Source organism: Massilia sp. HP4, from assembly GCF_005222695.1.
Classification (GTDB): domain Bacteria; phylum Pseudomonadota; class Gammaproteobacteria; order Burkholderiales; family Burkholderiaceae_D; genus Telluria.
Genome location: NZ_STGG01000008.1, coordinates 17124 through 42113 on the forward strand (window position 1 = coordinate 17124; position 24990 = coordinate 42113).

Consider the following 24990-nt stretch of genomic DNA (forward strand, 5'->3'; position numbering starts at 1 on the left):
TCATCCCGGAGCAGCACCATGTCCAAACCCCTCCTGTTCGCGGCGCTCTGCGTCGCAGCGTCCAGCACACTCCCACTCCACGCTGCCCAGCTGACGGCGCAGGAATCGCGCTGGCTGCGCGCCGCCGCCCCGGTGCTGGATTACTCGAAGTCGATCGACCTGCCGGTGGATATCATCGTCCAGCCGCAGGTAGCGGCCGGCGCGGTGCCGCTGGCTATGGGCTTCGCCAATGGACGCTGCAAGCTGGTGCTGTCGATGCGCGGCAATCCAGGGGCCGAGAAGGTGCTGGAGAATGTCCCCGCTGACGAGCAGGCGCTGCTGATCGAGGCCATGACCGCGCACGAACTGGCCCACTGCTGGCGCTACGCCCAGGGCGAATGGCATCTGCTGCCGGCCGGCTTCGTCGAGACGGGCACGCAGACCTCGCACGACCCGGCGCTGCTGGCGGCGGCGAAGGCGATGCGCGATACCCGGCGCGAGGAAGGCTTTGCCGACCTGGTGGCGCTGGCCTGGATCCAGCGCACCCAGCCCGGCGAGTATGCACGGGTACACGATTGGCTCAGCGGCGTGCGCGCGACGGTGGCGGTGCCGAACAGCGGCCACGACACACGCGCCTGGGTAAAGCTGGCCGGCAACGGCAAGCATTTCGACGGCCGCCTGACGCCATTCGAGGCCGCCGATGCGCTGTGGCGCAAAGGCCTCTTGAGCGCTGACGATTGAGGTAGATCGACGTTCAGCGCTATCGTCCCTATAAGCTTAATTGGTTTTTTAATAAGCGTTCGGTGCCGCACAGAGTGCTCAGCGGTCTCGGCGTTTAATGGTCTCACCAATAACCAATAGAGGGACTCAACATGAAATCGTTCATCGCCACCTTGATCGCCACCGCCGCCGTCGCCGCCATCGGCATCGCTCCCGCCGCCGCCCAGACCAATAAAGACGCCCATAAAACGGCGATGGACAAGGCCAAGGCCGATTACCGCGTTGCCAAGGACAAGTGCGACGCCATGAGCGGCAACGCCGAAGACATCTGCGAAGACGAGGCCAAGCTGGCCCGTGCGAAAGCCGAACTCGATGCCACCACCAAGCACGACAACACTGGCAACAATGTGCGCAAGGCACGCGACAACGTGATCGATGCCGAGTATGAACTGGCCGACGAAAAATGCGACGCGCTGAAAGGCGATGCCGAAGACAAGTGCGAGGCACAAGCCAAGTCGACCCGCGACGCCGCGCGTGACGCCAACAAGGCCAAGTAATCGCTGATTACCCTGCTGCCGCACCTCACTGCGGCAACGGCAAGTAATGAATATGAACGTCGTTTCTGCGAACGCAGGAACGGCGTTTTTGCGTTAATGGCACAAGTGCTCTCTGGCTATGTCCTATTGTCTGGTTTGTCCGAACAAGGTACGTTGTCGCACAGATGCTGAAGGGAGCGGGGCGTTTAATGGATGTCATCCTAACAACCGCATGCAAGGGAATCCAACCATGAAAACCCTCATCGCTACCTTGATCGCGACCGCCGTGTCGGCCGTCGCCATTGTTCCTGCCAGTGCCGCCCCCGTCGACAAGGACGCCCACCGCGCCGCGATGGACAAGGCCGCCGCCAACTACCGCACTGCCAAGACCAAGTGCGACGCCAAGAGCGGCAACGCCGAAGAAGTGTGCGAAGACGAGGCCAAGCTGGCCCAAGCGCGCGCCGAACTCGATGCCTATACCAAATACGACACCACCGGCGGCAACCTGCGCGATGCACGCGCCAAGGTGGTCCGCGCCGAGCACGAGTTGGCCGATACCCAGTGCGACGCTGCCGCGTCCGCCGACAAGGACCGCTGCAAGGCCACGGCCGGTTCGATCCGCGATGCCGCGCTGGCGCGCCTCGACGACCGCAATATCGACCGTGCGGTCGGCCCCAGCAGTAGCGGCGAACTGGTAAGCCGGATCGACTCCACCAATCCAGAAACGGCAGCCGCCGTCCAGAAATGCGAACAGATGAGCGGCGATGCGCGCACCGCCTGCGTCGTCGACCAGCGCGGTAACGTTACCACCGCCACCAACGTGGCCGCCGCTACCGGCGCCGCCGTTTCCGCCAATACCCGCGAGGCAATCGCCACCGTGAAGGAAAAGACCGCTGCCGCCGTCGACCGCACCAAGGAGATGGCCTCGAACGCCGCCCGCAAGACCGAAAATGCGACCGAGCGCGCCGGCGAACGCACCGCCCGCGCGGCCTCCGATGGCACCATCACCGCCAAGGTAAAGGCTGGCCTGGTATCCGATCCTGCCCTGAAAGGCATGGAAATCAACGTCGATACCGAAGGCGGCGTCGTCATGCTGAGCGGCTTCGTCGAATCGAAAGCCGAGGCCGACAAGGCCATGCAAGTGGCCAAGGGCGTGGAAGGCGTGAGCAACGTCAAGAGCGCGATCAAGGTCAAGTAAGTCCTGGCCACACCCTTGCAACAGCCCGCGCGCCGCCTGGTGCGTGGGCTGTCTTGCATCCGGCGGGCGCTTATGCCGTGTGGATGGAGCGCCACAGTTTGCTGCGGCCGGCGGCTGTGTGGTGGCCTGGCGTCCGGCCCGGCATGCGGCCGGGGCTATAATGACCGGCGTGAATAAACTCGAAGCCTTTGGATACATCGCAGCGCAGGCCGTCCGCGGTGAAATCACCTTCCCCACCAGCGTCAATGCCGTACTGCGCCTGCAGCTTGCCCTTGACGACCCGGATTGCCATATCGACGAGGCGATCCGCCTGGTGCTGGCCGAACCACAATTGGCTGCGCGCACGGTCGCGGTGGCCAATACGCCGGCCTTTGGCGGCAGCAGTACCATGCCGGTCACCAATGTCCGCGCCGCCGTGGCGCGCATCGGCTACCGGCGCCTGCAAGCCCTGGTCGCCAGCCTGGTGGTACGCCAGTTCGGCAACCGCATCAACGATCCCGGCCTGCGCGCCAAGGCCGAGCAACTGTGGGCGCACACGACCCATGTCGCCTCGATCGCCCATTCGCTGGCGCGCCGCGTCACCGGCGTCAATCCCGATACCGCCCTGTTTGCCGGCATCGTGCACGAGGTGGGCGGTTTTTACCTGCTGGCGAGGGCCGACGAGTTTCCCGGCCTGCTGGACGACGACCCCGAGAACTGGGGCGCCCTGTGCGAAGACGTGGTCAGCGCCGAGGTGATGAAAAAGCTGTCGATTCCACCGGCCGTGTCGGACGCCATCGCCGACATGCGTGGCGGCTGGTTGAATATGCCTCCGGGCACGCTGCTCGACACCATGTTGCTTGCGAATCAATACGCACCGGTGCCGTCGCCCCTCGACAGCCGTCGCATGAACCTGCCGGAACATGGCGAGAGCGCGCTCGATTTCGTGTTCGATGAAGTCACCCTGCAAGACATCCTGGACGAAGCGGCCGAAACGGCGAAGGCGATGGGCGACGTCGCCTTGGTGTGACGTTTCGATAGAATTCCAGGAAGCGTACCTTTTTAGCAACCAAACGGCAATGAGGCAGTGATACTCTTGATCATTATTAATTTCTGTGCGGAATTTTTATGATCAAGCTTGCGGTAGGTCTCGGAATGGTACTGTCCAGCATGGGCGCGCAGGCCGGCGTCATCGATCTGGGCGCCATCATGGGCGGCGCCAATGTGTACACCGCGCGCGACTTCAGCGCGATGGGGAGCGATGTCGAAGGGGCGATCGCTTCTGGCGGTAACGTCACAATCCAGGATTACGCCGTCAACTTCAAGGACAGGGCCGCCTACGCCGGCTATTCGATCGTGGCTGGCGGCGATATTACGCTGACCGGCGGGTCCATCCACAACGGCTCCGTCTACGCTGGCGGCAAGGTCGCTCTAGAGCGGGCCGAGGCGCCGCCACGCTCCACCGTCAATCCAGTCGATTTCGCCGCAGCGACGCAGCAGTTCAAGGATATCGCCGCGGGATTGCGCCTGGTCGAGTCGACGGGAACCGTCGAGCGCGAGTACAGTGCCAACAAGATCATCGGTAGCGGCGAGGGTGGCGTGGACATATTCGATGTCTCCGCTGCTTTTCTTCTTGGCGGGAATAACTGGGTGCTCGAAGGGTTGACCAAGGGCCAGACACTGATTTTCAATATCAGCGGCAAGCACGGCGGTTTCGACGGCGGGATGCACCCATTGGCGGACTATAACGTCCTGTTCAACTTCTTCGAGGCGGAAACTGTCAACATGAAAGGTATCCTCGGCAGCGTGTTGGCGCCGGGCGCGACCGCTGTCGGCATCCATGACGTCATCAATGGCCAGGTCATCGTCGATACCTGGGATTCAAGCATCCAGGTCAATGCCGCCAATTACTTCAAGCCGGTCGACGTGCCTGGCTTCGAGCTGGTCAAGGACAATCCGCCGGTGGAGCCGCCGGCCGAAGTGTCTGAACCGGGCACCCTGGCGTTGATGATGGCCGGCCTGGTCGGCGCGATCGCCATGCGGCGCCGTCGCGCCTGACGTAGTTTCTCTGGAAGACAAAGCGGCGGCCATGAGCCGCCGTTGTTTATTCCACGATCAGGTGCAGCCGGCCAGCACACGCGCCTGCATGCGGTGGCGCGCCAGCATGATCGCCGACAAGCCGACGCCGCACAGCGCCAGCGCCGCCGCCACCCACTGTGGCGCCGTATAGGCATAGCCGAGGGTTAATGGAATGCCGCCGAGGAAGGCGCCCAGGGCGTTGCCGATATTGAAACCGGACTGCCCCAGCGAGGAGCCCAGCATTTCCGCCTCGCGCGAATGTTCCATCAGCAGCAGCTGGATCGGTGGCCCGATCGCCAGCGCATTGGCGCCGGTCAGGAAAGCCAGCACGACCATCGCCAGCTTCGACTCCGCGAGGAAGCCATTGCACAGCAGCAGCGCGGTCATCGACATCATGAGGATCAGCAGGGCGGGCAGCGGATGAACACGATCCGCCAGGCGACCGCCGAACTGCACGCCGACCGTCATGCCGACGCCGACCGCGGTCATGATCAGGGGAATCGTCGTCGAATCGAAGCGCGTGACGTCGGTCAGCAGCGGTGCGATATAGCTGAACCAGGCGAAGAAACCGCCGGTACCGATCGAGACGATGCCCAGTGCCAGCCACAGGTCGAGGTGGCGGAAGATGCGCAGGTCTTGCATGATCCCGGTGCGCTTGCCCGGTTCGATATGCGGCACCCATTGGCGCAGGCTCAGCATGGTCAGCAGGCCGATCACGGCCACGATCAGGAACACCAGGCGCCAATCGATCACATGGCCGATCCAGGTGCCGAGCGGCACGCCCAGCACATTGGCCAGGGTCAGGCCGGTAAACATCGTGGCAACCGCGGCGGCCGTACGGCCTTGGTCGGCCAGGCGGCTGGCGACGACCGCGCCGACGCCAAAGAAGGCGCCATGCGGCAGGCCGGCCAGGAAGCGCGACACCATCATGATCTCGAAGTTCGGCGCAAAAGCCGACATCGCATTAAAAATGGCAAACATCAGCATGAACCAGATCAGGACGCTGCGCGGCGGCCGGCCGGCAACCATGCTGACCAGGGTCGGCGCGCCGACCACGACGCCCAGTGCATAGGCGGTGATCAGGTAGCCGGCTTGCGGGATGGTGATGTGAAGGCCATTGGCGATATCGGGCAGGATGCCCATCATGACGAATTCGGTCATGCCGATGCCGAAGCCGCCAAGGGCGAGGGGAAGTAGGCTTTTCTTGATCACGGGGATTGTTGTTGTTCGGAGGTGGAAGAGGAAAGCCGGCCGAAGCGTCATGCGCGGCCGGGTCTGGCACTATACCGGGCGCAGGCGGGCGCGTCCGCTTTCGTGTCGTGATGACGGGTATAGGGCGCCGGAATGGCGTCAGGCCTGCCCGTCGCCCTCGTCGTCCCCGGCCGATGGCCAGCCGATGCGGCCATGGCCGGCGTCGTCGAGCCGGGCGCGCAGCGCGTCGGCGGCGCTGGCTGGCAGGCTGACGGTAAAGCGGACGTCGTCGCCGTGCTCGACGGCATCGAGAGTGGCGCCGGCAGCGTCGAATTCGCGCCGCAGCATGCCTTCCATGGCATACGGGGCGGTGCAGCGCAGCTGGCGCAGCTTGATGATCGGCACCTTGGTCGCCGTCAACAGGGCCTGGGCCACGCTGTCGGTATACGCGCGCACCAGTCCGCCTGCGCCGAGCTTGACGCCGCCGAAGTAGCGCACCACGGTGGCCAGCACGCCTTCCAGGTCCTGGTGGCGCAATACGTCGAGCATGGGGCGGCCCGCGGTACCGCTGGGTTCGCCATCATCGACGGCCGCCGACTGGCCGCCGGCCAGCAGGGCCCAGCACACATGGGCCGCGCCCGGATGCTGGGCGCGCAATTCGGCGACGATTTTTTGGGCCCCGGCGCGATCCGGCATCGGCTGCACGCAGGCGATGAAGCGGCTTTTCTTGATGACCAGTTCGTGGTGGACGGCGCTGGCGATCGTCTGGGGCATGGCATTCGGAAAGTGGAAACAACAACGCCAACCCGAAGGCTGGCGTTGTTGTCTGAATCTTTGGTAGGCCGTGCGTGGCTCGAACACGCGACCAACGGATTAAAAGTCCGCTGCTCTACCAACTGAGCTAACGACCCGAAGAAGACGAGATTATAGCGGCACTTGGCCGATATTGCCAAGTGCTTCCAGTCACTTTGTCAATTAAGGCTGAGGTGGTTCCTTCGTGGCGGAAGGGAATTGCCCCGGTTGGTGCTGCTTGTGGCCGTAGTTCGGCGGCGCTTCATTGGTGTCGACCGGCACGTTTTTCGCCTTGCCCTCGCCGCTATCCTCACCCTCGACCTGGTCGTCTTCTGCCTTGACCTCGGCCATGGCTTCCGGCTCGAGCTTCTCGGCTTCGGTATTCATGCGCACGAACAGGCCCCAGGTTGCCAGGATGGCGGCAGCGGCCAGCCCGACCGAGGCGGCATGCGGCAGGAATTCGGGCTTGCCGTGTACGAACTGAAACACGCCGATCAGGCATTCGACCGACAGCGACACGACAACCACGATCAAAAAGCGCGACAGGAAGCGACGCACCCGGGTTGGCGAGCTGATGTTGGCCGAGCGCTGGATCTCTTCTTCGAGCACGGTCTGGCCCAATTCGAGAGCGGCCACGGCGATGGTCAGGAGGCCGACGCATTCGAGCAGGATTTCGAACCTGGCGCGGATCGGCGCGTCGATGCCGGGATTGAGCGCGTTCCAGGCCTCCAGCGCGGACAAGACGATCAGCCCGATGCCGCAGGTAAAGAACAACGCGACGATCATGAGATAGCCGACGAGGAAAATGCGTGAGATGAGATACATGGCGCGCCAGGGGGTGTAGACAGTTGCAATTACTTTAACATCAAACATCGCGTGAGCTTCGTTCGGATGAACGGCGCATGGTTGTCCCTGGTGGCACCCTTTTCGCGGCCAGCGGGACGTGATCGTCTTGTCAGCGAGTATGCGCATTCCGGGCATTTCGCTGACCAGAGAAGCGGGGCCAGAACGCAAAAAGCCCACGAACCGAAATTCGTGGGCTTCCTGTATATTCGTGGTAGGCCGTGCGTGGCTCGAACACGCGACCAACGGATTAAAAGTCCGCTGCTCTACCAACTGAGCTAACGACCCGAAAGAGGCAGCATTATAGCCGGCGATTCCGCTTTGCGCTAGGCCTTGCCAAAAATTTCGACACGGGCGCCGTTCACGACAACGCCGACGTCACCTTCAATACCTCATCCGCCGTCGTCACCCCCTCGACCACCTTCATCGCCCCGGCAATGCGCAACGGCTTCATCCCATCCTTCACGCTCTGCTCGCGCAGGGCACGCATCTCGCCCGATTCACGAATCAAGCGTCCAAAGCCTTCGCTCACTGTCAGCAACTCATAAATGCCGGTGCGCCCCCGATACCCCGTCTGCCGGCACTCCGGACACCCCACCGGCCGATACACCGACGCAGGCTTAGCGATCTTCCACACCCCGCCAATACTGTCCCACACCTCGTCGCTCAATTCACCGCCCGGCGCCTTGCAGGCAGGGCAGAGCGTGCGCACCAGCCGCTGCGCCATCACGCCGATCAGGGTTGCCTCGAGCAGATAATCCGGCACGCCCAATTCCAGCAAACGCACCACGGCCGACGGCGCATCGTTGGTATGCAGGGTCGAAAACACGAGGTGACCGGTCAACGCTGCCTGGATCGCCATCTCGGCCGTTTCCAGGTCGCGGATCTCGCCGACCATGATGATGTCGGGATCCTGCCGCATCAGCGAACGCACGCCATCGGCAAACGACAGGTCGATCCCCGGCTGCACCTGCATCTGGTTGAATGCCGGTTCGACCATCTCGATCGGATCCTCCACCGTGCACACATTCACTTCGCTGGTCGCCAGCGCTTTCAAGGTCGTGTACAAAGTAGTGGTCTTGCCCGACCCCGTCGGCCCGGTCACGAGAATGATGCCGTGCGGGCGGCGCGTCAGCCCATCCCAGCGCTGCGCATCGTCGGGCGGGAATCCCAGTTCCGGCAGGGTTTTCACCACCACTTCAGGATCGAAGATACGCATCACCAGTTTTTCGCCGAAGGCGGTCGGCATCGTCGATAGCCGCAATTCGACCTCTTGCCCGCCGGCGGTGCGGGTCTTGATGCGGCCATCCTGCGGCCGGCGCTTTTCGATCACGTCCATCCGCCCCAGCAGCTTGATGCGCGCGGTCATCGCGATCATCACCGCCGCCGGCACCTGGTAGACCTGGTGCAGCACGCCATCGATACGGAAACGCACGGTGGCCATTTCGCGCTTGGGCTCCAGGTGGATATCCGAGGCGCGCTGCTCGAAGGCGTAACCCCACAGCCAGTCGACGATATTGACGATGTGCTGGTCATTCGCATCGAACTGCTTGTTCGATTTGCCCAGTTCGACCAGCTGCTCGAAGTTGTTGCGCATCGCGACGTCTTGCCCGCTGCTGCGGCTGGCGTCGCGGATCGACTTGGCCAGGGCGAAGAACTGCGAAATATACTGGGCGATGTCGAGCGGATTGGCCAGCACCAGTTCGATGCGGCGGCGCGAGACCTTGGCGATCTCGGCCTCCCATTCGGTCAACGACGGATCGGCCGTCGCCACCACCAGCGTGGTCGGGGTCATGTCGACCGGCAGGATATTGAAGCGCGCCGCATAGCTGGCCGACATCACGTCCGCCACTTTCGTGAAATCGATTTTCAGCGGGTCGATGCGGATGAAAGGCAGGCCGACCTTGGCCGCGCACCATTCGGTCAGCACATCGAGCGTCAACAGCCGGTGCGGCGGCAGGGCCGATATGAGTTTGCATTGCGCCACCGCCGTCAGCGGATGCATGATGCCAGGCGCATTTTTCAGTATGCCCTGGGCCTGGGCGAATTCGGCCTTGACCTTCTCCTTGGTGACGATCCCGTCGGCCAGCAGCCACGAGAAAATCGATTGCAGGTCGAGCTTGCGCAGGCTGGCTGGTTTGTGCGGGATGGCGTTCACGGTGGCCCTGGATAAATGGTCAATCGGCGGCAAACAATCCCTTGACCCAGGATTTCGCAGGCAGCTTGGTCTGCGCCACGATCTGCGCGGCGCGCGCATTCAGGGCGTCCTTGTCGAGCGTGGGGCGGGTCTTGAAGCACAGCGCCACCACATTCCCTTCGTGTACCTCGGGCAGGCAGATCACGTGAGCGAAGGCGAACTTCATCGCCTTCAGGTTCTTGGCGAAACTCGGGTGGTCGCCGAACAGGTTGACGGTCATGATGCCATCTGGCGCCAGGCAATCGGCGCAGGCGCGATAAAACTCCGGCGTATCGAGCACCGGGCCGCGCGCGGTGGCGTCGTACAGGTCGCACTGCAGGGCGTCATAGGCTTCGTGGTTGGCCGGGTCTTCGACGAAGTCGAGCGCATCCATTTCGAGCACGCGCAGGCGTTCGTCCTCGGGCGGCAGCTTGAACATCGAATTGCAGATCGCGATCACTGATTCGTTGAGCTCGACGGCGGTCACGCTCGCTTCAGGGAACTGGCGATAGCAGAACTTGGTTAGGGCGGCCGTGCCCAGGCCCAGCTGGGCGATGGCGTGCGGCGATTCAATGAACAGCATCCACGCCATCATCTGCTGTGCGTATTCCAGTTCGGGCCAGTCGGGTTTGCGGATGCGCATGGCGCCCTGCACCCATTCGGTGCCGAAGTGGAGGTAACGGACGCCGTCCTGTTCCGACAACGTGACGGGCGCGAATTTCGGCTTGCGCGCGGGACGGCGCGAGGATTCGACTTGTTCGATGGATTTGCGTTTGATGAGCATAGATAGGCCTGGTGGAATCGCCCTATTATCGGGTGACGGGTTCCCCCAGCGCAAGCTCGGGCCCACATACGACAACGCGGCCTCATGGGCCGCGTTGCTTGATTTCTAATGACTATGACGATCAGTACTGGCTGTACGCCTGGCCCTGGCCGTTATAGCTGTCCAGCGGCTCGACCGAGACGCGCAGGCGCACGCGGTTGCCCGGATCGCGGCTCATCAGCGAAGTGTAGTTCTGGCCGCGGTATTCGTAGGTCACGTTGTAGCCGGCGGTACGCGATTCGATCGCTTCCACGGTGCGGCATTGCTGCACGGCTTGTTCTTGCACGGTGCTGCCTTGTGGACGGCCATTGTTCTGGACCCGGTCGCCCACCATGGCGCCGGCGATCGCGCCGGCGGCCGATGCAGCGACTTTACCGTTGCCGCCGCCGACCTGGCTGCCCAGCAGCGCGCCGGCGATGCCGCCGATGATCGTGCCGCCGGCGCCGCGTTCCTGCTGCACCGGCACCTGGACGTATTCGGTACGGCATTCCTGGCGCGGGGTGCGAACCTGCTCGAGGCGCGGCTCGACCCGCACTACACGGCCGAAGTCTTCGAAGTCGGCAGCCTGGGCCAGCGGCAGGGTGGCGATGCCGAGGGCCGAGATGATCAGTTTGGCTTGCAAGTTCATGGTAGTACCTCGTTGAATAGTGCGACGTTGGTGTGCTGATTCGTTACAGACTTCATGGTACGCCTACTGCAAAAAACCATCGAATCCGCGTGGCAACAAAATGTAACAGCGAATAAAGTGCGCAACAAGTCGCGCCAGAATGAAGCCGGCCCCCAAAGCGGTGTTTCCGTGTCACATATGCACCTACCGATTCTTACAAATAGGCATCTGAAACTCACATTTGGGTTGCTTCCAATACCACAAAACGTTACCCTTACACAAATCATGGACTTATTGGCGTATAGCAACGACAGCGAGGTTAGAAGCAGCAGCGCTACCCAGCGCCGCGAGGGGTGGCGCCATGGCGCGTTATTGACGGGTGAACTTGAGGAAAAAATGAGTTTGTTGATGAGAGTGGCGCCGAATCTTGTTCAAGCGATCCGCGCATTCCGCGTTGGCGATTTGCAACAGGAGGCCGGGCGGCTCGGTCATCATTTTTTATATGCTCATTGCGCCAATACGCTCACCAAGCAGCAAGTCTGCGCCCGCATTGGCGAGAATTTTTATTTCCCCAAACCGTGCAGCAAGAATTTCGATGCGCTGCGCACCTGCCTGACCGAGACCATCCACGAGGCCGGCCCGCAGCCGGGCTTTATCGTTGTGCTCGAGCAACTGCCTAGCGCGCAGAAATTCGACAAGGAAGCGCGCGAAAACCTGCTCGACGTGTTCCGCGACGCCGCTGAATTCTGGGCCGAAAAGAAGGTGCCGTTCCGCGTATTCTACTCGTTCGCAACGGTCCCGCCGACCGCCTGAAGTCCCGGATAGCCCCCTCCGGGGGCTGCGGTTGGCCGCCGGTGTTACGGTACAATGCCGGCTATGAAAAACATCGTGATCCTCATTTCCGGCCGCGGAAGCAATATGGAAGCGGTCGTGCGTGCGCTCGATGCCGAGGGCTGGCCCGCCCGCGTGGCTGCGGTGATCAGTAACAAGCCCGATGCCGGCGGCCTGGCGTTCGCCCAGGCGCGTGGCATTCCGACCGCCGTGGTGTCGAACAAGGATTTCGCCACCCGCGCCGAATTCGACGCCAGACTGCAGGAAGTCATCGATACCTTCCAGCCCGACCTGGTCGTGCTGGCCGGCTTCATGCGCATCCTGACCGCGCCGTTCGTCGAGCATTATGCGGGCCGGATGCTGAACATCCATCCGTCGCTGCTGCCCCTGTTCCCGGGGCTGCACACGCACCAGCAGGCGCTCGACGCCGGCATGACGGAACACGGCGCCACCGTGCACTTCGTCACCGCCGAGCTCGACCACGGCCCGTCGGTGCTGCAGGCAACCATTCCGGTCTTGCCGGGCGATACGCCAGACCTGCTGGCGGCGCGCCTGCTGGCCGAGGAACACAAGATCTACCCACGCGCCGTACGCCTGTTCGTCGAAGACCGCCTGGTCGTCGAACATGGCACGGTGCGCATCGTCGAACCAACGGTCGACGCCATCAGTATTTAATTCAAGGATTTACATGAGATTGCCTCCAGCGATCGTCGCCAAGACCGAAGAAGTCTTGCGCGACATTCTCCGCTTTACTTCGCCGGCCGACGTGACCCTGTCGCGCTTCTTCAAGGACAACCCGCGCTTCGGCGGCCGCGAGCGCGGCGTCATCGCCGAAGCCGTGTACGCCGTGTTGCGTAATAAATCGTTCTTCACCGACTTCGCCGGCCACGGCAATACCCCGTCGATGCGCAAGCTGGCCCTGCTGGGCCTGGCCGAGACGGTCGGCATCGACAGCATCGGCGGCCTCAGCGACGACGAGACCGATTTCCTCACCCGCATCGAGGAAGTCGACCGCACGCTGCTGCCGGGCCCGATTCGCGCCAACCTGCCGCAATGGCTGTTCGACAAGCTGGTGGCCCAGTTCGGCGAGCAAGAGGCGCTGGAACTGGCGGCGGTACTGAACACCCCGGCGCCGCTGGACCTGCGCGTCAATTCCATCAAGGCCGAGCGCGATGCCGTGATGGCGCAACTGGCCGAAGCACCGATCGTGGCCGAGCCGATGCCGTTCGCGCCGCTGGGCCTGCGCGTGCAAAAGAAACCGGCGCTGCAAAACCTGCCGCTGTTCAAGGAAGGTGCGATCGAGGTGCAGGACGAGGGCAGCCAGGTGCTGTCCCAGATCGTCGGCGCGCGCCGCGGCGAGATGGTGGTCGACTTTTGCGCCGGCGCCGGCGGCAAGACGCTGGCGCTGGGCGCGCTGATGCGTAATACCGGCCGCCTGTATGCCTTTGACGTCTCCGAAAAACGCCTGGCCAAATTGAAGCCGCGCATGGCGCGCAGCGGCCTGTCGAACGTGCATCCGGTGGTGATCGCGCATGAGCGCGATGCCAAGGTCAAGCGTTTGGCCGGCAAGATCGACCGCGTGCTGGTCGACGCGCCGTGCTCGGGCCTGGGCACCCTGCGCCGCAATCCGGACGTCAAGTGGCGCCAGCAGCCGGGCGCCATCGCCGAAATGCAAGAAAAGCAAGCCTCGATCCTGGACGCGGCCGCGCGCCTGGTCAAGGGCGGCGGCCGCCTGGTGTACGCCACCTGCAGCCTGCTCAATGAAGAGAACGACGTCATCGTCGAAGGCTTCCTGGCCAATCACGCCGACTTCGAACTGGTGCCGATGAGCCAGGTGCTGGCCGAGCAAAAAATCCCGCTCGAGATGGACCAGTACCTGAAACTGCTGCCGCACAAGCACCAGACCGACGGCTTCTTTGCCGCCGTCCTGCAGCGCAAGGCGCTGGCCAAGCCGGCCAAGGCCGCTGCCGCGGATGACACGGTCGACGCGGACAACACGGCCGCGGACGCGGACGGCGAGTAAGGAGTATCGATGCCGCTGTCGGACTTGCTGAACGTCCTGCTGGACGATGCCCGCCGCCCCGCCATCTTTTGGCAGATCGTCGCCCTCGTCCTGTGCGTGGCGGTCGGCTGGGGCCTGGCACGGCTCATTCACCGTTCGCTGCTGAAGGACCGGCCGCATGCAAGCGGGCTGATCGGCGTCGGCCTCGGCAGCTTCAATCGCGTGCTGGGCCCGCTCCTGATCGTCGGGCTGCTCGCGCTCACCAAGACGGTATTGGAACAGTACCAGGGCGTGTCGCTGCTGCGCGTGGCGCTGCCGCTGTTCATGTCGCTGGCGGTAATTCGTACCTTCTTCTACCTGTTGCGGCGCGCCTTTGCCCGCCGCGGCCAGGTGGGGGCGGCATTGCAGACCTTCGAGAAGGTGTTCGCCTTCGTGGTCTGGATCATCGTGGCCATGCACCTGACCGGCATCCTGCCGGATGTGATCAGTACGCTCGAGCATACGGTTCTTCCGATCGGCAAGAACAAGGTATCGATTGCCGACCTGCTGCAAGGCGCGATCTCGATCGTCGTGCTCATGATGCTGGCGCTGTGGGCCGGCGCCACGCTCGAAGAACGCCTGATGGGCTTCGAGCGCATGCACAGCTCGCTCAGGGTGGCGATGGCGCGCGTGGGCCGCGCAGCCCTGATCCTGGTCGCGGTGTTGTTCAGCCTGTCGCTGGCCGGGCTCGACCTGACGGTCTTGTCGGTGTTCGGCGGCGCGCTGGGCGTCGGCCTCGGTCTCGGCATGCAGCGTATTGCCAGTAATTACGTGTCGGGCTTCATCATCCTGTTCGAGCGCAGCCTGTCGATCGGCGATCCGATCACCCTGGATAAATATTCCGGCAAGGTGGCGCGCATCAATACCCGCTACACTGTGTTGCGTGGTTCCGACGGTACGCAGACGCTGTTGCCGAACGAGATGCTGATCACCGGCGTGGTGCTGAACCAGTCGTCCACCAACCGCAACGTGCGCGCGGTGACCAAGCTGGTCGTGTCCTACGACAGCGATCTGTCCGTCGTGATCCCGCTGCTCGAAGAACAGCCGAAGGGCGTGGCGCGCGTGCTCGAGACGCCGGCGCCGAACGTGCTGCTCAATGCCTTCGCGGCCGATGGCTACGAGCTCGAGGTCGGCTTCTGGCTGGGCGACCCCGAGAACGGGCAGGGCGGGCCGATTTCGGACGTCAACCGCAAGATCTACGCACTTGTGCAAGCGGGCGCGATCAAACTCGGGCATCCATCGATGGACACCCGCCTGCTCGACGCCCACATCGCCAAGGCGGTGGCGCGTACGCCGCAGGGCGACGAGCGTGCACAGACTGGCGCAAATTTGAGCAAGTAAAACTGCCGTGCGGCAGTAGAACCACGTAAAATGCCGGGGTTATATGTGTGCGGTCGCCGTGGTTGCACATTGAATAAGCCCTTTGGAGACTGAATGAATTTCATTAACGACGCCTGGCACGCTGTGCTGTCGTTCCTGTCCACCGGCCTGCTCGACTTCTCGGCCTGGCAAGTCGTGATATACACCCTGGTGGTCACCCACATCACGATCGCCGCCGTGACGATCTACCTGCACCGCCACCAGGCGCACCGGGCGCTCGACCTGCACCCGATCCCAAGCCATTTCTTCCGCTTCTGGCTGTGGCTGACTACGGGCCAGGTCACGAAGGAATGGGCGTCGATTCACCGCAAGCACCACGCCAAGTGCGACACCGAAGAAGATCCGCACAGCCCGCAGACGCGCGGCATCCGCAAGGTGCTGTTCGAAGGCGCCGAGCTGTACCGCGCTGAAAGCAAGGTCAAGGAAACCATGGACAAATATGGCCATGGCACGCCGGACGACTGGATCGAGCGCCATGTGTACACCGGCCGCAGCATGTGGGGCGTGGCCTCGCTGCTGGTGATCAACGTCGCCCTGTTCGGCGTGATCGGCCTGACCGTGTGGGCGATCCAGATGATGTGGATCCCGATCACGGCCGCCGGCATCATCAACGGCCTGGGCCACTGGTGGGGTTACCGCAACTACGATTGCAGCGATGCGGCCACCAACATCTTCCCTTGGGGCATCCTGATCGGCGGCGAAGAGTTGCACAACAACCACCACACCTATGCCACCTCGGCCAAGCTGTCGAGCAAGTGGTACGAGATCGACCTGGGCTGGGGTTATATCCGCATGCTCGAAATGGTGGGTCTCGCCAAGGTGAAGAAGGTGGCGCCGAAGCCGAAGCTGGACAAGGACAAGGCGCAGGCCGACTTCGACACCCTGCAGTCGGTGATCGCCAACCGCTACGATGTGATGGCCAAGTATGCCAAGTCGGTGCGCCGCGCCTTCAGCGAAGAACTGGAGCACCTGAAGCACAAGGCCGAGCTCGAATCGCGCTTCTTGAAAAGCTCGCGCAAGCTGATGCAGCGCGAGCCGGCCAAGCTGGAATCGTCGCAACAGCAGCAACTGGTCGAGCTGTTCCAGCATAGCAAGGCACTGGAGACCATGCACCATATGCGCGTCGAACTGGGCGCGATCTGGGAACGTTCGCACTCGACCCGCGACCAGTTGCTGCACCAATTGCAGGACTGGTGCAACCGCGCGGAAGCGTCGAAGATCAAGGCGCTGCAGGAGTTCTCGATGCGCCTGCGTACTTACGCCTGATCGGCCCAGGCCCTAAGGCATGACACGACGGCTTCTTCGGAAGCCGTCGTCGTTTCCGGGTCATGCGGCACGGCGCATGGCCGGCCACTTCAGATAAGTCAGCGCCCGCCACACCCACTCGAGCGGCCCGTACTGGAAGCGCGCCAGCCACCAGTGGGAAAGGCCGATCTGCAGCACGCACAGCAGCAGGGCAATCCCGACCTGCCCGGTCCTGCCCATGCCCCACAGGCCGAGCCCGTGTGCATAGAACAGCAGCGACAAGACCAGCGATTGCATCAAGTAATTGCTCAGCGCCATGCGTCCGAACGGCGCCAGGATGCGCACCCTGGCCAGGATGCCGCTGCCGTGCAGCGCCAGCACTATCGCGGCCATATAACCGAGCGAGGCCGGCAGGCTGCCCATCGTCATCAAGGCATTCGCGAAGTCATAGCCCTGGTCGTCGACGCCGGGCGGGCGGCCGGTGCTGATCAAGCCGCTGAGCAGGCCAAGCCCGACTCCGGCGCCGATCCCGCCCACGGCCAGGCGCCGGAACAGGGGCAAATGGGCGCCGGCATTGGCAATCACGCCCGAGCGCACGAACCAGAGCCCGACCAGGAACACGCTCACGCCGACCACGACGAAGCCGGTTTCATCGCGCATCCGCGCCTCCAGGTGGCCGAGGCGCATGGCGACTGCCTCGGCATGACTGCCGTTGGTAAGCACCTGCTTCTCTTGCCCGCTGCGCGCGGTGCGCTCGCGGTACTGCGATACGGTGGCGGCATCCACGTCGGTTGGTTCGCCTGCCGCGCTGCTGATGCCGGCCTGCTGGCCCCATTCGGGCGCGAAATGGCGCATGCCTGCGTCGAGCGCAGTCAAGCCATAGGTGAGCATGAAGATGGCGATCCCGGCGCGCAGCGGCCGCGCCGCTCGTGGCTGGACGAAGCCCCAGGCAAGCAGGCCCAGCAGCACAAGCGCGGCGCCGATCGCCAGCAATGCTCCCATATCGCCCTTGCCGCCGACGAAGTCCAGGACGGCGGCCAGCAGCATCAGGCTGCCCGGTACGATCGCCACCAGCGGGAACAGCGCGCGATGTTCAGCGCGCAGGTAGAGGCCGACCAGGCCCGCGAACAGGATGGGCGTCACCAGCCAGGAAGCAAAGCCGAAGCCCGGCGCCTGTGCCACCAGGAAGCAGGCGGCCAGGGCGACGATCAGCCAGCGCCCCCTGGCGAACAGCATCAGCACGAGGGCGAGCGCGCCGATCGCATAGCTGATCAATATGTCGCCGCTCCACAGCAGCAGGTAGTGCAGCAGGCCGAACAGGCCGAGCACCGCGATCCGCCGGCCATATGCCGGCAGGAAGGGGCGTTCGGCCGCACCTGCCCGTTCCAGCATCAGGGCGAAGCCCATGCCGAACAGCAGCGAGAAGATGGTCCAGAACTTGCCGCTGACGAAATAGGCGACTAGGAAGGCCACCAGCCAGTCCAGGCCGTGCAGGCCGGCCGGGATACCGTTGCCGGATTCGGCCACGGGCCGGTTGAAGAATTCGACGTTGGCGACACAGATGCCGACCAGCGCGAAGCCGCGCAGCACATCGAGGACGTCGAGACGGTGTTCGGACAAGACGGGAGAGAAGGCAGAAGATTGCGGATTGCTCATCCTGCAATGGTACGCGTGGATGCGTCCACGCGACAAAAAAGCCGCCGGGCTTGCGCGCCGGCGGCTTTTTCAGGGAAACAAGATCGATTACTTGATCTTGGTTTCCTTGTAGATCACGTGCTTACGTGCTTTCGGGTCGAATTTGGTGATTTCCATCTTCGCCGGCATCGTGCGCTTGTTCTTGGTGGTGGTGTAGAAGTGACCAGTACCTGCGGTCGATTCCAGCTTGATTTTGTCGCGGCCAGTTTTTGCCATGATAGCTCCCTAATTAAACTTTTTCGCCACGGGCGCGCATGTCGGCCAGCACGACGTCGATGCCGAGCTTGTCGATCACGCGCAGGCCGGCGTTCGACAGACGCAGCGAAACCCAACGGTTTTCCGATTCGACGTAGATACGACGATTCTGCAGGTTAGGCAGGAAACGACGCTTCGTTTTGTTGTTAGCGTGGGAGACGTTGTTACCAACCATCACACCCTTGCCGGTTACTTGGCAAACACGTGCCATAGTGCACTCCTTAAATATGTTCCAGACTTGGAAAAACGAGAGTATAGCGTGAAAAGCAAAGCGGAATCAATCACTTACAGAAAACAATGGTGTCATGGACTATCTGGAAAATTTAACAATTCCCGATGAGTGTTGTAACCCGCTGTTTACGCTATGTAAATCAGGCAAACATCAAGTCCCTACCTGACGACACGGCGACGCATATCCGTCACAGTTGCCCGTTCTCGGCAAAGGAATGCACGTGGTTGCCTGCCACCACGAAGTGATCCAGCACCCGGATATCGACCAGCGACAGCGCCTGTACCAGCGCGCTCGTCAGGCGCAGGTCGGCTTCGCTGGGCTCGGCCACGCCGGAAGGGTGGTTATGCGCCAGGATCACCGCCGCCGCATTGCGCCGCAGCGCCGCCTTGACCACCTCGCGAGGATAGACACTCGTGTGCGTCAGGGTCCCCCTGAACATTTCCTCGCAATTGATCAGTCGATTCTTCACGTCCAGGAACAGCACCATGAACGATTCATGCGTCTGCAGCGCGAACTGGCTGCGCAGGTAGTGGCGCACCGCCTCGGGCGAACACAGCGCTTCGCGCCGGAACTGCTCGGCCACCACGCGCCGCGCCAGTTCGAGCGCAGCCTGCAACTGGGCGTACTTGGCCGGCCCCAGCCCGTGCAGCCGGCCGAATTCGCCCGAATCGGCATGCAATAGCCGGTGCAGCGAGCCGAAATGCGCCAGGGTGTCGCCGGCCAGGGTCACCGCACTCTTGCCGGCCACGCCCACGCGCAGGAAGATCGCCAGCAATTCGGTGTCCGACAGCGCATTCGGCCCGTCGCGCAGCAGGCGCTCGCGGGGACGGTCCTGTTCGGGCCAGTCGCAGATTCCCATGTTTGATTCCTCGCCAAAAAAAGAGGCAGCCAAGGCGCAAGCCGCGCGCGTGGCTTACAATAGCGCTTTGCCTGATCAGGTATGCCTGCAACCACAAAGAACATGTCCAACGCTGCTCCCGTCGTCAACGAATCCTCTTACCTGACCCTGCATTACCGCCTGGCAGTTGCCGGTGGTTCTGATGTGGTCACGACCTTCAATGGCACGCCGGCCACCTTGCTGCTGGGCCAGGGCCAACTGGCGCCTTTCCTCGAGCAACGCCTGATCGGCCTTCCAGAAGGCACGCACCAGACCTTCGAGCTCAGCGCTGTCGAAGCGTTCGGCGAGCGTAACCCGGAGCTGATCCAGTCGGTGTCGAAGGCGACCCTGGAAGACAATTCGGTGCCGGGCGCCGAGTACAACGTGGGTGAAGTGGTCGAGTTCAATGCACCCAAGGGCGGCCGCTTTGCCGGCGTGCTGCTGGAAATGCGCGACGATTCGGCCCTGTTCGATTTCAACCATCCGATGGCCGGCCGCGCCCTGCAATTCGAAGTGAAACTGATTTCGGTCCTGTAATCATGGACGCAGGCGGAAACGAAGGAAACATGATGGAAAACGAAATTCTGCTGGCCCAGCCGCGCGGCTTTTGCGCCGGCGTCGATCGCGCGATCGAGATCGTCGAGCGCGCGCTGAAACAATTTGGTGCGCCAATTTATGTGCGCCACGAGATCGTGCACAACGCCTATGTGGTCGAAGACCTGCGCAACAAGGGCGCGATCTTCATCGAAGAACTCGAAGACGTCCCCTCGGGCAACACGCTGGTGTTCTCGGCCCACGGCGTCTCGAAAGCCGTGCGCGCCGACGCCGAGGCGCGCGGCCTGACCATTTTCGATGCCACCTGCCCGCTGGTGACCAAGGTCCACGTCGAAGTGGCCAAGATGCGCAAGCAGGGCGCCGAGATCATCATGATCGGCCACGACGGCCACCCCGAAGTCGAAGGCACCATGGGCCAGGCCGAAGAAGGCATGCACCTGGTCGAGACGGTCGAGGACGTGCAAACGCTGCAGGTGCGCAATCCGGATCTGCTGGCCTATGTCTCGCAGACCACGCTGTCGGTCGACGACACCCTGGACATCATTGCCGCGCTCAAGGCGCGCTTCCCGAACATCATCGAGCCGAAGAAGGGCGACATCTGCTACGCCACCACCAACCGCCAGGAAGCCGTCAAGTTCATGGCGCCGCAGGTCGAGGTCGTGGTGGTCGTGGGCAGCCCGAACAGCTCGAACTCGAACCGCCTGCGCGAAGTGGCCGAAAAAATGGGTACGCCGGCCTATATGGTCGACAATGCCGGCAAGATCGATCCAAGCTGGATCGAGGGCAAGAAGCGGATCGGCGTCACCGCCGGCGCCTCGGCCCCGGAAGTGCTGGTGCAGGCCGTGATCGACCGCCTGAAGGACTTGGGCGCGGCCAGCGTGCGTGCGCTGGAAGGCGTCGAGGAACACGTGACTTTCCCGCTGCCGAAAGGCCTGGATGGCGTACGTCCTGAGCCATCGTCGTCCGCAGCCTGAACTTTATTTTTCGTAAAGCCAGAAAAGAAAATTTGCTACAGCACGGATTTACCGTGATTAGTTTTCCAAAAGCCAAGTTATGATGTGGCGCTCGAAAATTATCATGGTAGCCATGACCATGAACGGCACTTCGGGGTAAAGCCCGTGGTGCCGTTTTTTTGCAAGGCAGAATACAACAGGCGGAACGATGGAAACCTTTATCCAACAGATACTGAACGGCCTGGTGCTGGGCAGTATGTATGCGCTGGTCGCGCTCGGCTATACGATGGTGTATGGCGTGCTCAACCTGATCAACTTCGCCCATGGCGACGTGCTGATGATCGGCGCCATGCTCGGCCTGACCATCCTGCAATTGTTGGAGGCTTATATTCCCGGGCTGCCCGGCTATGTGCAGCTGGCGCTGGCCATCCTCGGCGCGATTCCGCTCACCATGCTGGTCAGCATCCTGATTGAGCGCGTCGCCTACCGCCGCCTGCGCAATGCGCCGCGCCTGGCGCCCCTGATCACGGCGATCGGCGTCTCGATCCTGCTGCAGACCTTCGCCATGATGATCTGGGGCCGCAGCCCGATCCCGTTCCCGCAACTGCTGTCGTCCGAACCGATCATGGTCGGCGGCGCCATGATCTCGCAGACGCAAGTGCTGCTGCTGGTGCTGGCCGCCGTCGCGATGGGCGCCCTGGTGCTGCTGGTCGAGCGCACCAGGATGGGCCGCGCGATGCGCGCCGTGGCCGAGAACCCGCGCGTGGCCGGCCTGATGGGCGTCGATTCAAACCGCGTGATCGTCGCCACCTTCGCCATCGGCGCCGCGCTGGCCGCCGTCGCCGGCGTGATGTGGGGCGCCAACTATGCCTCGATCACCTTCACCATGGGCGTGCTGCCCGGCCTGAAAGCCTTCTGCGCCGCGGTGCTGGGCGGGATCGGCAACATCTATGGCGCCATGCTCGGCGGCCTGCTGCTGGGGATTATCGAAGCGCTCGGCGCCGGCTATATCGGCGACCTGACCGGCGGCTTCCTCGGCAGCCACTACCAGGACATTTTCGCCTTCGTGGTGCTGATCCTCGTGCTCACCCTGCGTCCGTCCGGCATCATGGGCGAGCGCGTGGCCGACCGCGCATGACGAGAGGACGACGACCATGGCACTCCTGACCTTCGACACCCAGCACAAGCCGCGCCAGGCCTATATCAGCATGGCGGCGGTGCTGATCCTGATGCTGATCTTCCCGTTCGTCGCCTCGCAGTTCGGCAATTCGTGGGTACGCATCATCGACATCGCGCTGCTGTACATCATGCTGGCGCTGGGCCTGAACATCGTGGTCGGCTTCGCGGGCCTGCTTGACCTGGGCTATATCGCCTTCTTCGCCGTCGGCGCCTACCTGGTCGGCCTGTTCTCGTCGCCGCAGTTCGCGGCGCTGCTCGAATCCCTGATCTATTATTCGCCGGCCGTCGGCGAAGCGCTGGTGGCCTTCTTCGGCCCCGAGATCGCGCAGGACGGCATCCACCTGTCGCTGTGGGCGATCGTGCCGCTGGCGGCGCTGTTCGCCGCCCTGTGCGGCGCGCTGCTGGGCGCTCCGACCCTGAAATTGCGCGGCGACTACCTCGCCATCGTGACCCTGGGCTTCGGCGAGATCATCCGCATCTTCATGAACAACCTGAACGACCCGATCAACTTCACCAACGGGCCGCAGGGGATCAATATGATCGACCCGATCCGCGTGTTCGGCGTGTCGCTGGCGGGCGAGCCGGGCTCCGGCGCCACCGTCATGCTCGGCGACTATGCGATGCCGTCGGTGAACGCCTATTACTTCCTGTTCCTGGCGCTGGTGATCGCGACCATCTTCATCACCGGCCGCCTGCAGCATTCGCGCCTCGGCCGGGCCTGGGTGGCGATCCGTGAAGACGAGATCGCGGCCAAGGCGATGGGCATCAATACCCGCAACGTCAAGCTGTTGGCCTTTGCCATGGGCGCCTCGTTCGGCGGCGTGGCCGGCGCGATGTTCGGCGCCTTCCAGGGTTTCGTGTCGCCCGAATCGTTCTCGCTGACCGAGTCTATCGCGGTGCTGGCGATGGTGGTGTTGGGCGGCATCGGCCACATCCCGGGCGTGGTGCTGGGCGGCGTGCTGCTGGCGGCCTTGCCCGAGGTGCTGCGCCATGTGGTCGACCCGGCGCAGCAGGCCTTGTTCGGCAAGGTCATCATCGAGGCCGAGGTGCTGCGCCAGCTGCTGTACGGCCTGGCCCTGGTCTTGATCATGCTGGTGCGCCCGGCCGGCCTGTGGCCGTCGCCGAACAAGGAAGAGCGCCCCAACGCCGCCCTCGCGCGCGACGAAGAAGAGGCATCGACCGCGTGATGAGTGAACAGACCATGAGCGAACCAGTCCTCCTGAATATCGCCGGCGTGAACAAGCGCTTCGGCGGCCTGCAGGCGCTGACCGACGTCGGCATCCGGATCATGCAGGGCCAGATCTATGGCTTGATTGGCCCCAACGGCGCCGGCAAGACCACCTTCTTCAACGTGATCACGGGCCTGTACCAGCCCGACAGCGGCACCTTCGAGCTGGCCGGCAAGCCGTATTCGCCGTCGGCGCCGCACGACGTGGCCAGGGCCGGCATCGCGCGCACCTTCCAGAATATCCGCCTGTTCGGCGAGATGAGCGCCCTGGAAAACGTGATGGTCGGCCGCCACGTGCGCACCAGGCAGGGCGTGCTGGGCGCGATCCTGCGCCACAAGGCGGCGCGCGAAGAGGAAGCCGCGATCCGCCTGCGCGCGCAAGAGCTGCTCGAATTCGTCGGCATCGGCCAGTTCGCCAACCGCACCGCCAAGTACCTGTCGTACGGCGACCAGCGCCGCCTGGAGATCGCGCGCGCGCTGGCCACCGATCCGCAGCTGCTGGCGCTGGACGAACCGGCGGCCGGCATGAACGCGACCGAGAAGCTGGCGCTGCGCGAGCTGCTGGTGAAAATCAAGGCCGAGGGCCGGACCGTGCTGCTGATCGAGCACGACGTCAAGCTCATGATGGGCCTGTGCGACCGCATTACGGTGCTCGAATACGGCAAGCAGATCGCCGAAGGCCTGCCCGCCGAGATCCAGAAAAACCAGGCCGTGATCGACGCCTATCTTGGAGGCGCCCACTGATGGCTGAACCGATCCTGAAAATCTCCGGCCTGAAGGTCGCCTACGGCGGCATCAAGGCAGTCAAGGGCATCGACCTCGAGGTCGCAAAGGGCGAGCTGGTGACGCTGATCGGCGCCAACGGCGCCGGCAAGACCACGACCCTGAAAGCCATCACCGGCACGCTCCCGCCGTGCAAGGTGGAGGGCGACATCAGTTATCTCGGCCAGCCGCTGCGCAGCACGCAGTCGTTCCGCATGGTGCGGCAAAAGCTGGCCATGGTGCCGGAAGGGCGGGGCGTGTTCACCCGCATGTCGATCCACGAGAACCTGTTGATGGGCGCGTATACACGCGACGACCAGGCCGGGATCGATGCCGATATCGAGAAGTGGTACACGGTATTCCCGCGCCTGAAAGAGCGTTCGACCCAGCTGGCCGGCACCCTGTCGGGCGGCGAGCAGCAGATGCTGGCCATGGCGCGCGCATTGATGTGCCATCCGACCCTGCTGCTGCTGGACGAGCCGTCGATGGGCCTGGCGCCGATCATGGTCGAGAAGATCTTCGAGGTGATCCGCGACGTGTCGCGCCAGGGCATCACGATCCTGCTGGTGGAGCAGAACGCCAAGCTGGCGCTGCAGGCCGCGGACCGCGGCTATGTGATGGATTCCGGCGCGATCACCATGACCGGCAATGCGCGCGATATGTTGAACGATCCGCGGGTGCAGGCGGCATATCTGGGCGAGTAATCGCCCGGGTGGCGTGCAAACGGTAGGGTTGGCGGCTTCGCCGCCGACGCGTCGATCGTTATCGACTCCGATGTCGTGCCGGATGATCTTGCTGCCAACCATCACCGCGTCGGCGGCGCAGCCGCCAACC

26 protein-coding genes and 2 tRNA genes are annotated in these 24990 nt (G+C 63.3%); 16 read left to right on the forward strand and 12 right to left on the reverse strand.

Going from position 1 to position 24990, the window contains the following annotated elements; genetic code table 11:
- Window positions 1-18: 18 nt before the first annotated feature.
- The 5 genes from E8M83_RS02120 (at window position 19) to E8M83_RS02140 (ending at window position 4470) form a co-directional block, all read left to right on the forward strand.
- Window positions 19-720 carry a hypothetical protein gene (locus E8M83_RS02120; RefSeq protein WP_137171753.1) on the forward strand — a complete coding sequence of 234 codons (702 nt, stop codon included), beginning with the start codon at window positions 19-21 and terminating at the stop codon, window positions 718-720.
- A 131-nt stretch (window positions 721-851) separates the two neighbouring features.
- Window positions 852-1256 carry a cell envelope biogenesis protein TolA gene (locus E8M83_RS02125; protein WP_137171754.1) on the forward strand — a complete coding sequence of 135 codons (405 nt, stop codon included), beginning with the start codon at window positions 852-854 and terminating at the stop codon, window positions 1254-1256.
- Window positions 1257-1485: 229 nt separating this feature from the next.
- Window positions 1486-2433, forward strand: a complete 948-nt coding sequence (locus E8M83_RS26040) for a BON domain-containing protein (protein WP_206077413.1) — start codon at window positions 1486-1488, stop codon at window positions 2431-2433.
- 169 nt (window positions 2434-2602) lie between these two features.
- A complete protein-coding gene (locus tag E8M83_RS02135; RefSeq protein WP_229491386.1) occupies window positions 2603-3442 on the forward strand; it encodes an HDOD domain-containing protein in 840 nt (279 codons plus the stop codon).
- Window positions 3443-3567: 125 nt separating this feature from the next.
- Complete coding sequence (locus E8M83_RS02140) at window positions 3568-4470, forward strand: choice-of-anchor A family protein (protein WP_170976658.1); 903 nt, start codon at window positions 3568-3570, stop codon at window positions 4468-4470.
- A gap of 57 nt (window positions 4471-4527) precedes the next feature.
- Here E8M83_RS02140 and E8M83_RS02145 read toward each other — a convergent pair whose 3' ends face one another.
- The 8 genes from E8M83_RS02145 to E8M83_RS02180 form a co-directional block, all read right to left on the reverse strand.
- Entirely contained in the window at window positions 4528-5703 is a 1176-nt protein-coding gene (locus tag E8M83_RS02145; protein WP_137171757.1) for an MFS transporter, read from the reverse strand.
- A gap of 138 nt (window positions 5704-5841) precedes the next feature.
- On the reverse strand, window positions 5842-6456 hold the full coding sequence (locus E8M83_RS02150) for a YigZ family protein (RefSeq protein ID WP_137171758.1): 615 nt from the start codon (window positions 6454-6456) through the stop codon (window positions 5842-5844).
- A 61-nt stretch (window positions 6457-6517) separates the two neighbouring features.
- A tRNA-Lys gene (locus E8M83_RS02155) sits at window positions 6518-6593 on the reverse strand.
- Between the two features lie 64 nt (window positions 6594-6657).
- Window positions 6658-7299, reverse strand: a complete 642-nt coding sequence (locus E8M83_RS02160) for a hypothetical protein (protein WP_229491387.1) — start codon at window positions 7297-7299, stop codon at window positions 6658-6660.
- Window positions 7300-7529: 230 nt separating this feature from the next.
- Window positions 7530-7605: transfer RNA gene (locus E8M83_RS02165), tRNA-Lys, on the reverse strand.
- A gap of 73 nt (window positions 7606-7678) precedes the next feature.
- Window positions 7679-9475 (reverse strand): GspE/PulE family protein, encoded by a 1797-nt coding sequence (locus tag E8M83_RS02170; RefSeq protein ID WP_137171759.1) that lies wholly within the window; start codon window positions 9473-9475, stop codon window positions 7679-7681.
- A gap of 19 nt (window positions 9476-9494) precedes the next feature.
- The gene (locus tag E8M83_RS02175) at window positions 9495-10277 is read right to left on the reverse strand and encodes a spermidine synthase (RefSeq protein ID WP_137171760.1); all 783 of its coding nucleotides are present in this window, start codon (window positions 10275-10277) and stop codon (window positions 9495-9497) included.
- A gap of 121 nt (window positions 10278-10398) precedes the next feature.
- Window positions 10399-10944: a glycine zipper 2TM domain-containing protein gene (locus E8M83_RS02180; RefSeq protein WP_137171761.1), complete on the reverse strand. Its 546-nt coding sequence runs from the start codon at window positions 10942-10944 to the stop codon at window positions 10399-10401.
- 264 nt (window positions 10945-11208) lie between these two features.
- On the opposite strand from E8M83_RS02180, the gene E8M83_RS26175 reads away from it, so the two are divergent.
- The 5 genes from E8M83_RS26175 to E8M83_RS02205 all read left to right on the forward strand — a co-directional run bounded on the left by E8M83_RS26175 (window position 11209) and on the right by E8M83_RS02205 (window position 16441).
- Window positions 11209-11736 carry a barstar family protein gene (locus E8M83_RS26175; RefSeq protein WP_373995027.1) on the forward strand — a complete coding sequence of 176 codons (528 nt, stop codon included), beginning with the start codon at window positions 11209-11211 and terminating at the stop codon, window positions 11734-11736.
- A gap of 63 nt (window positions 11737-11799) precedes the next feature.
- Window positions 11800-12429, forward strand: a complete 630-nt coding sequence (gene purN, locus E8M83_RS02190; protein ID WP_137171762.1) for a phosphoribosylglycinamide formyltransferase — start codon at window positions 11800-11802, stop codon at window positions 12427-12429.
- Between the two features lie 13 nt (window positions 12430-12442).
- Entirely contained in the window at window positions 12443-13777 is a 1335-nt protein-coding gene (locus E8M83_RS02195) for an RsmB/NOP family class I SAM-dependent RNA methyltransferase (protein WP_137171763.1), read from the forward strand.
- 9 nt (window positions 13778-13786) lie between these two features.
- Window positions 13787-15136 carry a mechanosensitive ion channel family protein gene (locus E8M83_RS02200; RefSeq protein WP_137171764.1) on the forward strand — a complete coding sequence of 450 codons (1350 nt, stop codon included), beginning with the start codon at window positions 13787-13789 and terminating at the stop codon, window positions 15134-15136.
- A 93-nt stretch (window positions 15137-15229) separates the two neighbouring features.
- Window positions 15230-16441, forward strand: coding sequence for a fatty acid desaturase (locus E8M83_RS02205; RefSeq protein WP_137171765.1), 1212 nt, complete (start codon window positions 15230-15232; stop codon window positions 16439-16441).
- A 60-nt stretch (window positions 16442-16501) separates the two neighbouring features.
- On the opposite strand, the gene E8M83_RS02210 is transcribed toward E8M83_RS02205, so the two are convergent.
- The 4 genes from E8M83_RS02210 to radC all read right to left on the reverse strand — a co-directional run bounded on the left by E8M83_RS02210 (window position 16502) and on the right by radC (window position 19461).
- A complete protein-coding gene (locus E8M83_RS02210) occupies window positions 16502-18076 on the reverse strand; it encodes a DUF418 domain-containing protein (RefSeq protein ID WP_137171766.1) in 1575 nt (524 codons plus the stop codon).
- Window positions 18077-18163: 87 nt separating this feature from the next.
- Entirely contained in the window at window positions 18164-18331 is a 168-nt protein-coding gene (rpmG, locus tag E8M83_RS02215; protein ID WP_005665735.1) for a 50S ribosomal protein L33, read from the reverse strand.
- Window positions 18332-18344: 13 nt separating this feature from the next.
- Entirely contained in the window at window positions 18345-18581 is a 237-nt protein-coding gene (gene rpmB, locus E8M83_RS02220) for a 50S ribosomal protein L28 (protein WP_123069134.1), read from the reverse strand.
- Window positions 18582-18789: 208 nt separating this feature from the next.
- The gene (radC, locus tag E8M83_RS02225) at window positions 18790-19461 is read right to left on the reverse strand and encodes a DNA repair protein RadC (RefSeq protein ID WP_137171767.1); all 672 of its coding nucleotides are present in this window, start codon (window positions 19459-19461) and stop codon (window positions 18790-18792) included.
- A 102-nt stretch (window positions 19462-19563) separates the two neighbouring features.
- Here radC and E8M83_RS02230 point away from each other — a divergent pair, with 102 nt between their 5' ends.
- From E8M83_RS02230 to E8M83_RS02255, 6 genes are all read left to right on the forward strand, one after another.
- Window positions 19564-20016 carry a peptidylprolyl isomerase gene (locus E8M83_RS02230; RefSeq protein ID WP_137171768.1) on the forward strand — a complete coding sequence of 151 codons (453 nt, stop codon included), beginning with the start codon at window positions 19564-19566 and terminating at the stop codon, window positions 20014-20016.
- Between the two features lie 32 nt (window positions 20017-20048).
- Window positions 20049-21008 (forward strand): 4-hydroxy-3-methylbut-2-enyl diphosphate reductase, encoded by a 960-nt coding sequence (gene ispH / locus E8M83_RS02235; RefSeq protein WP_170976659.1) that lies wholly within the window; start codon window positions 20049-20051, stop codon window positions 21006-21008.
- A gap of 187 nt (window positions 21009-21195) precedes the next feature.
- Window positions 21196-22125, forward strand: coding sequence for a branched-chain amino acid ABC transporter permease (locus tag E8M83_RS02240; RefSeq protein WP_137171770.1), 930 nt, complete (start codon window positions 21196-21198; stop codon window positions 22123-22125).
- A gap of 16 nt (window positions 22126-22141) precedes the next feature.
- A complete protein-coding gene (locus E8M83_RS02245; RefSeq protein ID WP_137171771.1) occupies window positions 22142-23353 on the forward strand; it encodes an ABC transporter ATP-binding protein in 1212 nt (403 codons plus the stop codon).
- Window positions 23354-23367: 14 nt separating this feature from the next.
- Window positions 23368-24138, forward strand: a complete 771-nt coding sequence (locus tag E8M83_RS02250; RefSeq protein ID WP_137171772.1) for an ABC transporter ATP-binding protein — start codon at window positions 23368-23370, stop codon at window positions 24136-24138.
- Window positions 24138-24860, forward strand: coding sequence for an ABC transporter ATP-binding protein (locus tag E8M83_RS02255; protein ID WP_137171773.1), 723 nt, complete (start codon window positions 24138-24140; stop codon window positions 24858-24860). Before E8M83_RS02250 ends, E8M83_RS02255 begins: the two co-directional genes overlap by 1 nt.
- Window positions 24861-24990: the final 130 nt, after the last annotated feature.

Coding starts and splice junctions, on each gene's coding strand:
- E8M83_RS26175 (WP_373995027.1), top strand. CDS start 11,209: ATGGACTTATTGGCGTATAGCAACGACAGCGAGGTTAGAAGCAGCAGC.
- E8M83_RS02250 (WP_137171772.1), top strand. CDS start 23,368: ATGAGCGAACCAGTCCTCCTGAATATCGCCGGCGTGAACAAGCGCTTC.
- E8M83_RS02205 (WP_137171765.1), top strand. CDS start 15,230: ATGAATTTCATTAACGACGCCTGGCACGCTGTGCTGTCGTTCCTGTCC.
- E8M83_RS02210 (WP_137171766.1), bottom strand. CDS start 18,076: ATGAGCAATCCGCAATCTTCTGCCTTCTCTCCCGTCTTGTCCGAACAC.
- rpmG (WP_005665735.1), bottom strand. CDS start 18,331: ATGGCAAAAACTGGCCGCGACAAAATCAAGCTGGAATCGACCGCAGGT.
- E8M83_RS26040 (WP_206077413.1), top strand. CDS start 1,486: ATGAAAACCCTCATCGCTACCTTGATCGCGACCGCCGTGTCGGCCGTC.
- E8M83_RS02255 (WP_137171773.1), top strand. CDS start 24,138: ATGGCTGAACCGATCCTGAAAATCTCCGGCCTGAAGGTCGCCTACGGC.
- ispH (WP_170976659.1), top strand. CDS start 20,049: ATGGAAAACGAAATTCTGCTGGCCCAGCCGCGCGGCTTTTGCGCCGGC.
- radC (WP_137171767.1), bottom strand. CDS start 19,461: ATGGGAATCTGCGACTGGCCCGAACAGGACCGTCCCCGCGAGCGCCTG.
- E8M83_RS02200 (WP_137171764.1), top strand. CDS start 13,787: ATGCCGCTGTCGGACTTGCTGAACGTCCTGCTGGACGATGCCCGCCGC.
- E8M83_RS02245 (WP_137171771.1), top strand. CDS start 22,142: ATGGCACTCCTGACCTTCGACACCCAGCACAAGCCGCGCCAGGCCTAT.
- E8M83_RS02125 (WP_137171754.1), top strand. CDS start 852: ATGAAATCGTTCATCGCCACCTTGATCGCCACCGCCGCCGTCGCCGCC.
- E8M83_RS02240 (WP_137171770.1), top strand. CDS start 21,196: ATGGAAACCTTTATCCAACAGATACTGAACGGCCTGGTGCTGGGCAGT.
- E8M83_RS02180 (WP_137171761.1), bottom strand. CDS start 10,944: ATGAACTTGCAAGCCAAACTGATCATCTCGGCCCTCGGCATCGCCACC.
- E8M83_RS02150 (WP_137171758.1), bottom strand. CDS start 6,456: ATGCCCCAGACGATCGCCAGCGCCGTCCACCACGAACTGGTCATCAAG.
- E8M83_RS02195 (WP_137171763.1), top strand. CDS start 12,443: ATGAGATTGCCTCCAGCGATCGTCGCCAAGACCGAAGAAGTCTTGCGC.
- rpmB (WP_123069134.1), bottom strand. CDS start 18,581: ATGGCACGTGTTTGCCAAGTAACCGGCAAGGGTGTGATGGTTGGTAAC.
- E8M83_RS02175 (WP_137171760.1), bottom strand. CDS start 10,277: ATGCTCATCAAACGCAAATCCATCGAACAAGTCGAATCCTCGCGCCGT.
- E8M83_RS02230 (WP_137171768.1), top strand. CDS start 19,564: ATGTCCAACGCTGCTCCCGTCGTCAACGAATCCTCTTACCTGACCCTG.
- E8M83_RS02140 (WP_170976658.1), top strand. CDS start 3,568: ATGGTACTGTCCAGCATGGGCGCGCAGGCCGGCGTCATCGATCTGGGC.
- purN (WP_137171762.1), top strand. CDS start 11,800: ATGAAAAACATCGTGATCCTCATTTCCGGCCGCGGAAGCAATATGGAA.
- E8M83_RS02120 (WP_137171753.1), top strand. CDS start 19: ATGTCCAAACCCCTCCTGTTCGCGGCGCTCTGCGTCGCAGCGTCCAGC.
- E8M83_RS02160 (WP_229491387.1), bottom strand. CDS start 7,299: ATGTATCTCATCTCACGCATTTTCCTCGTCGGCTATCTCATGATCGTC.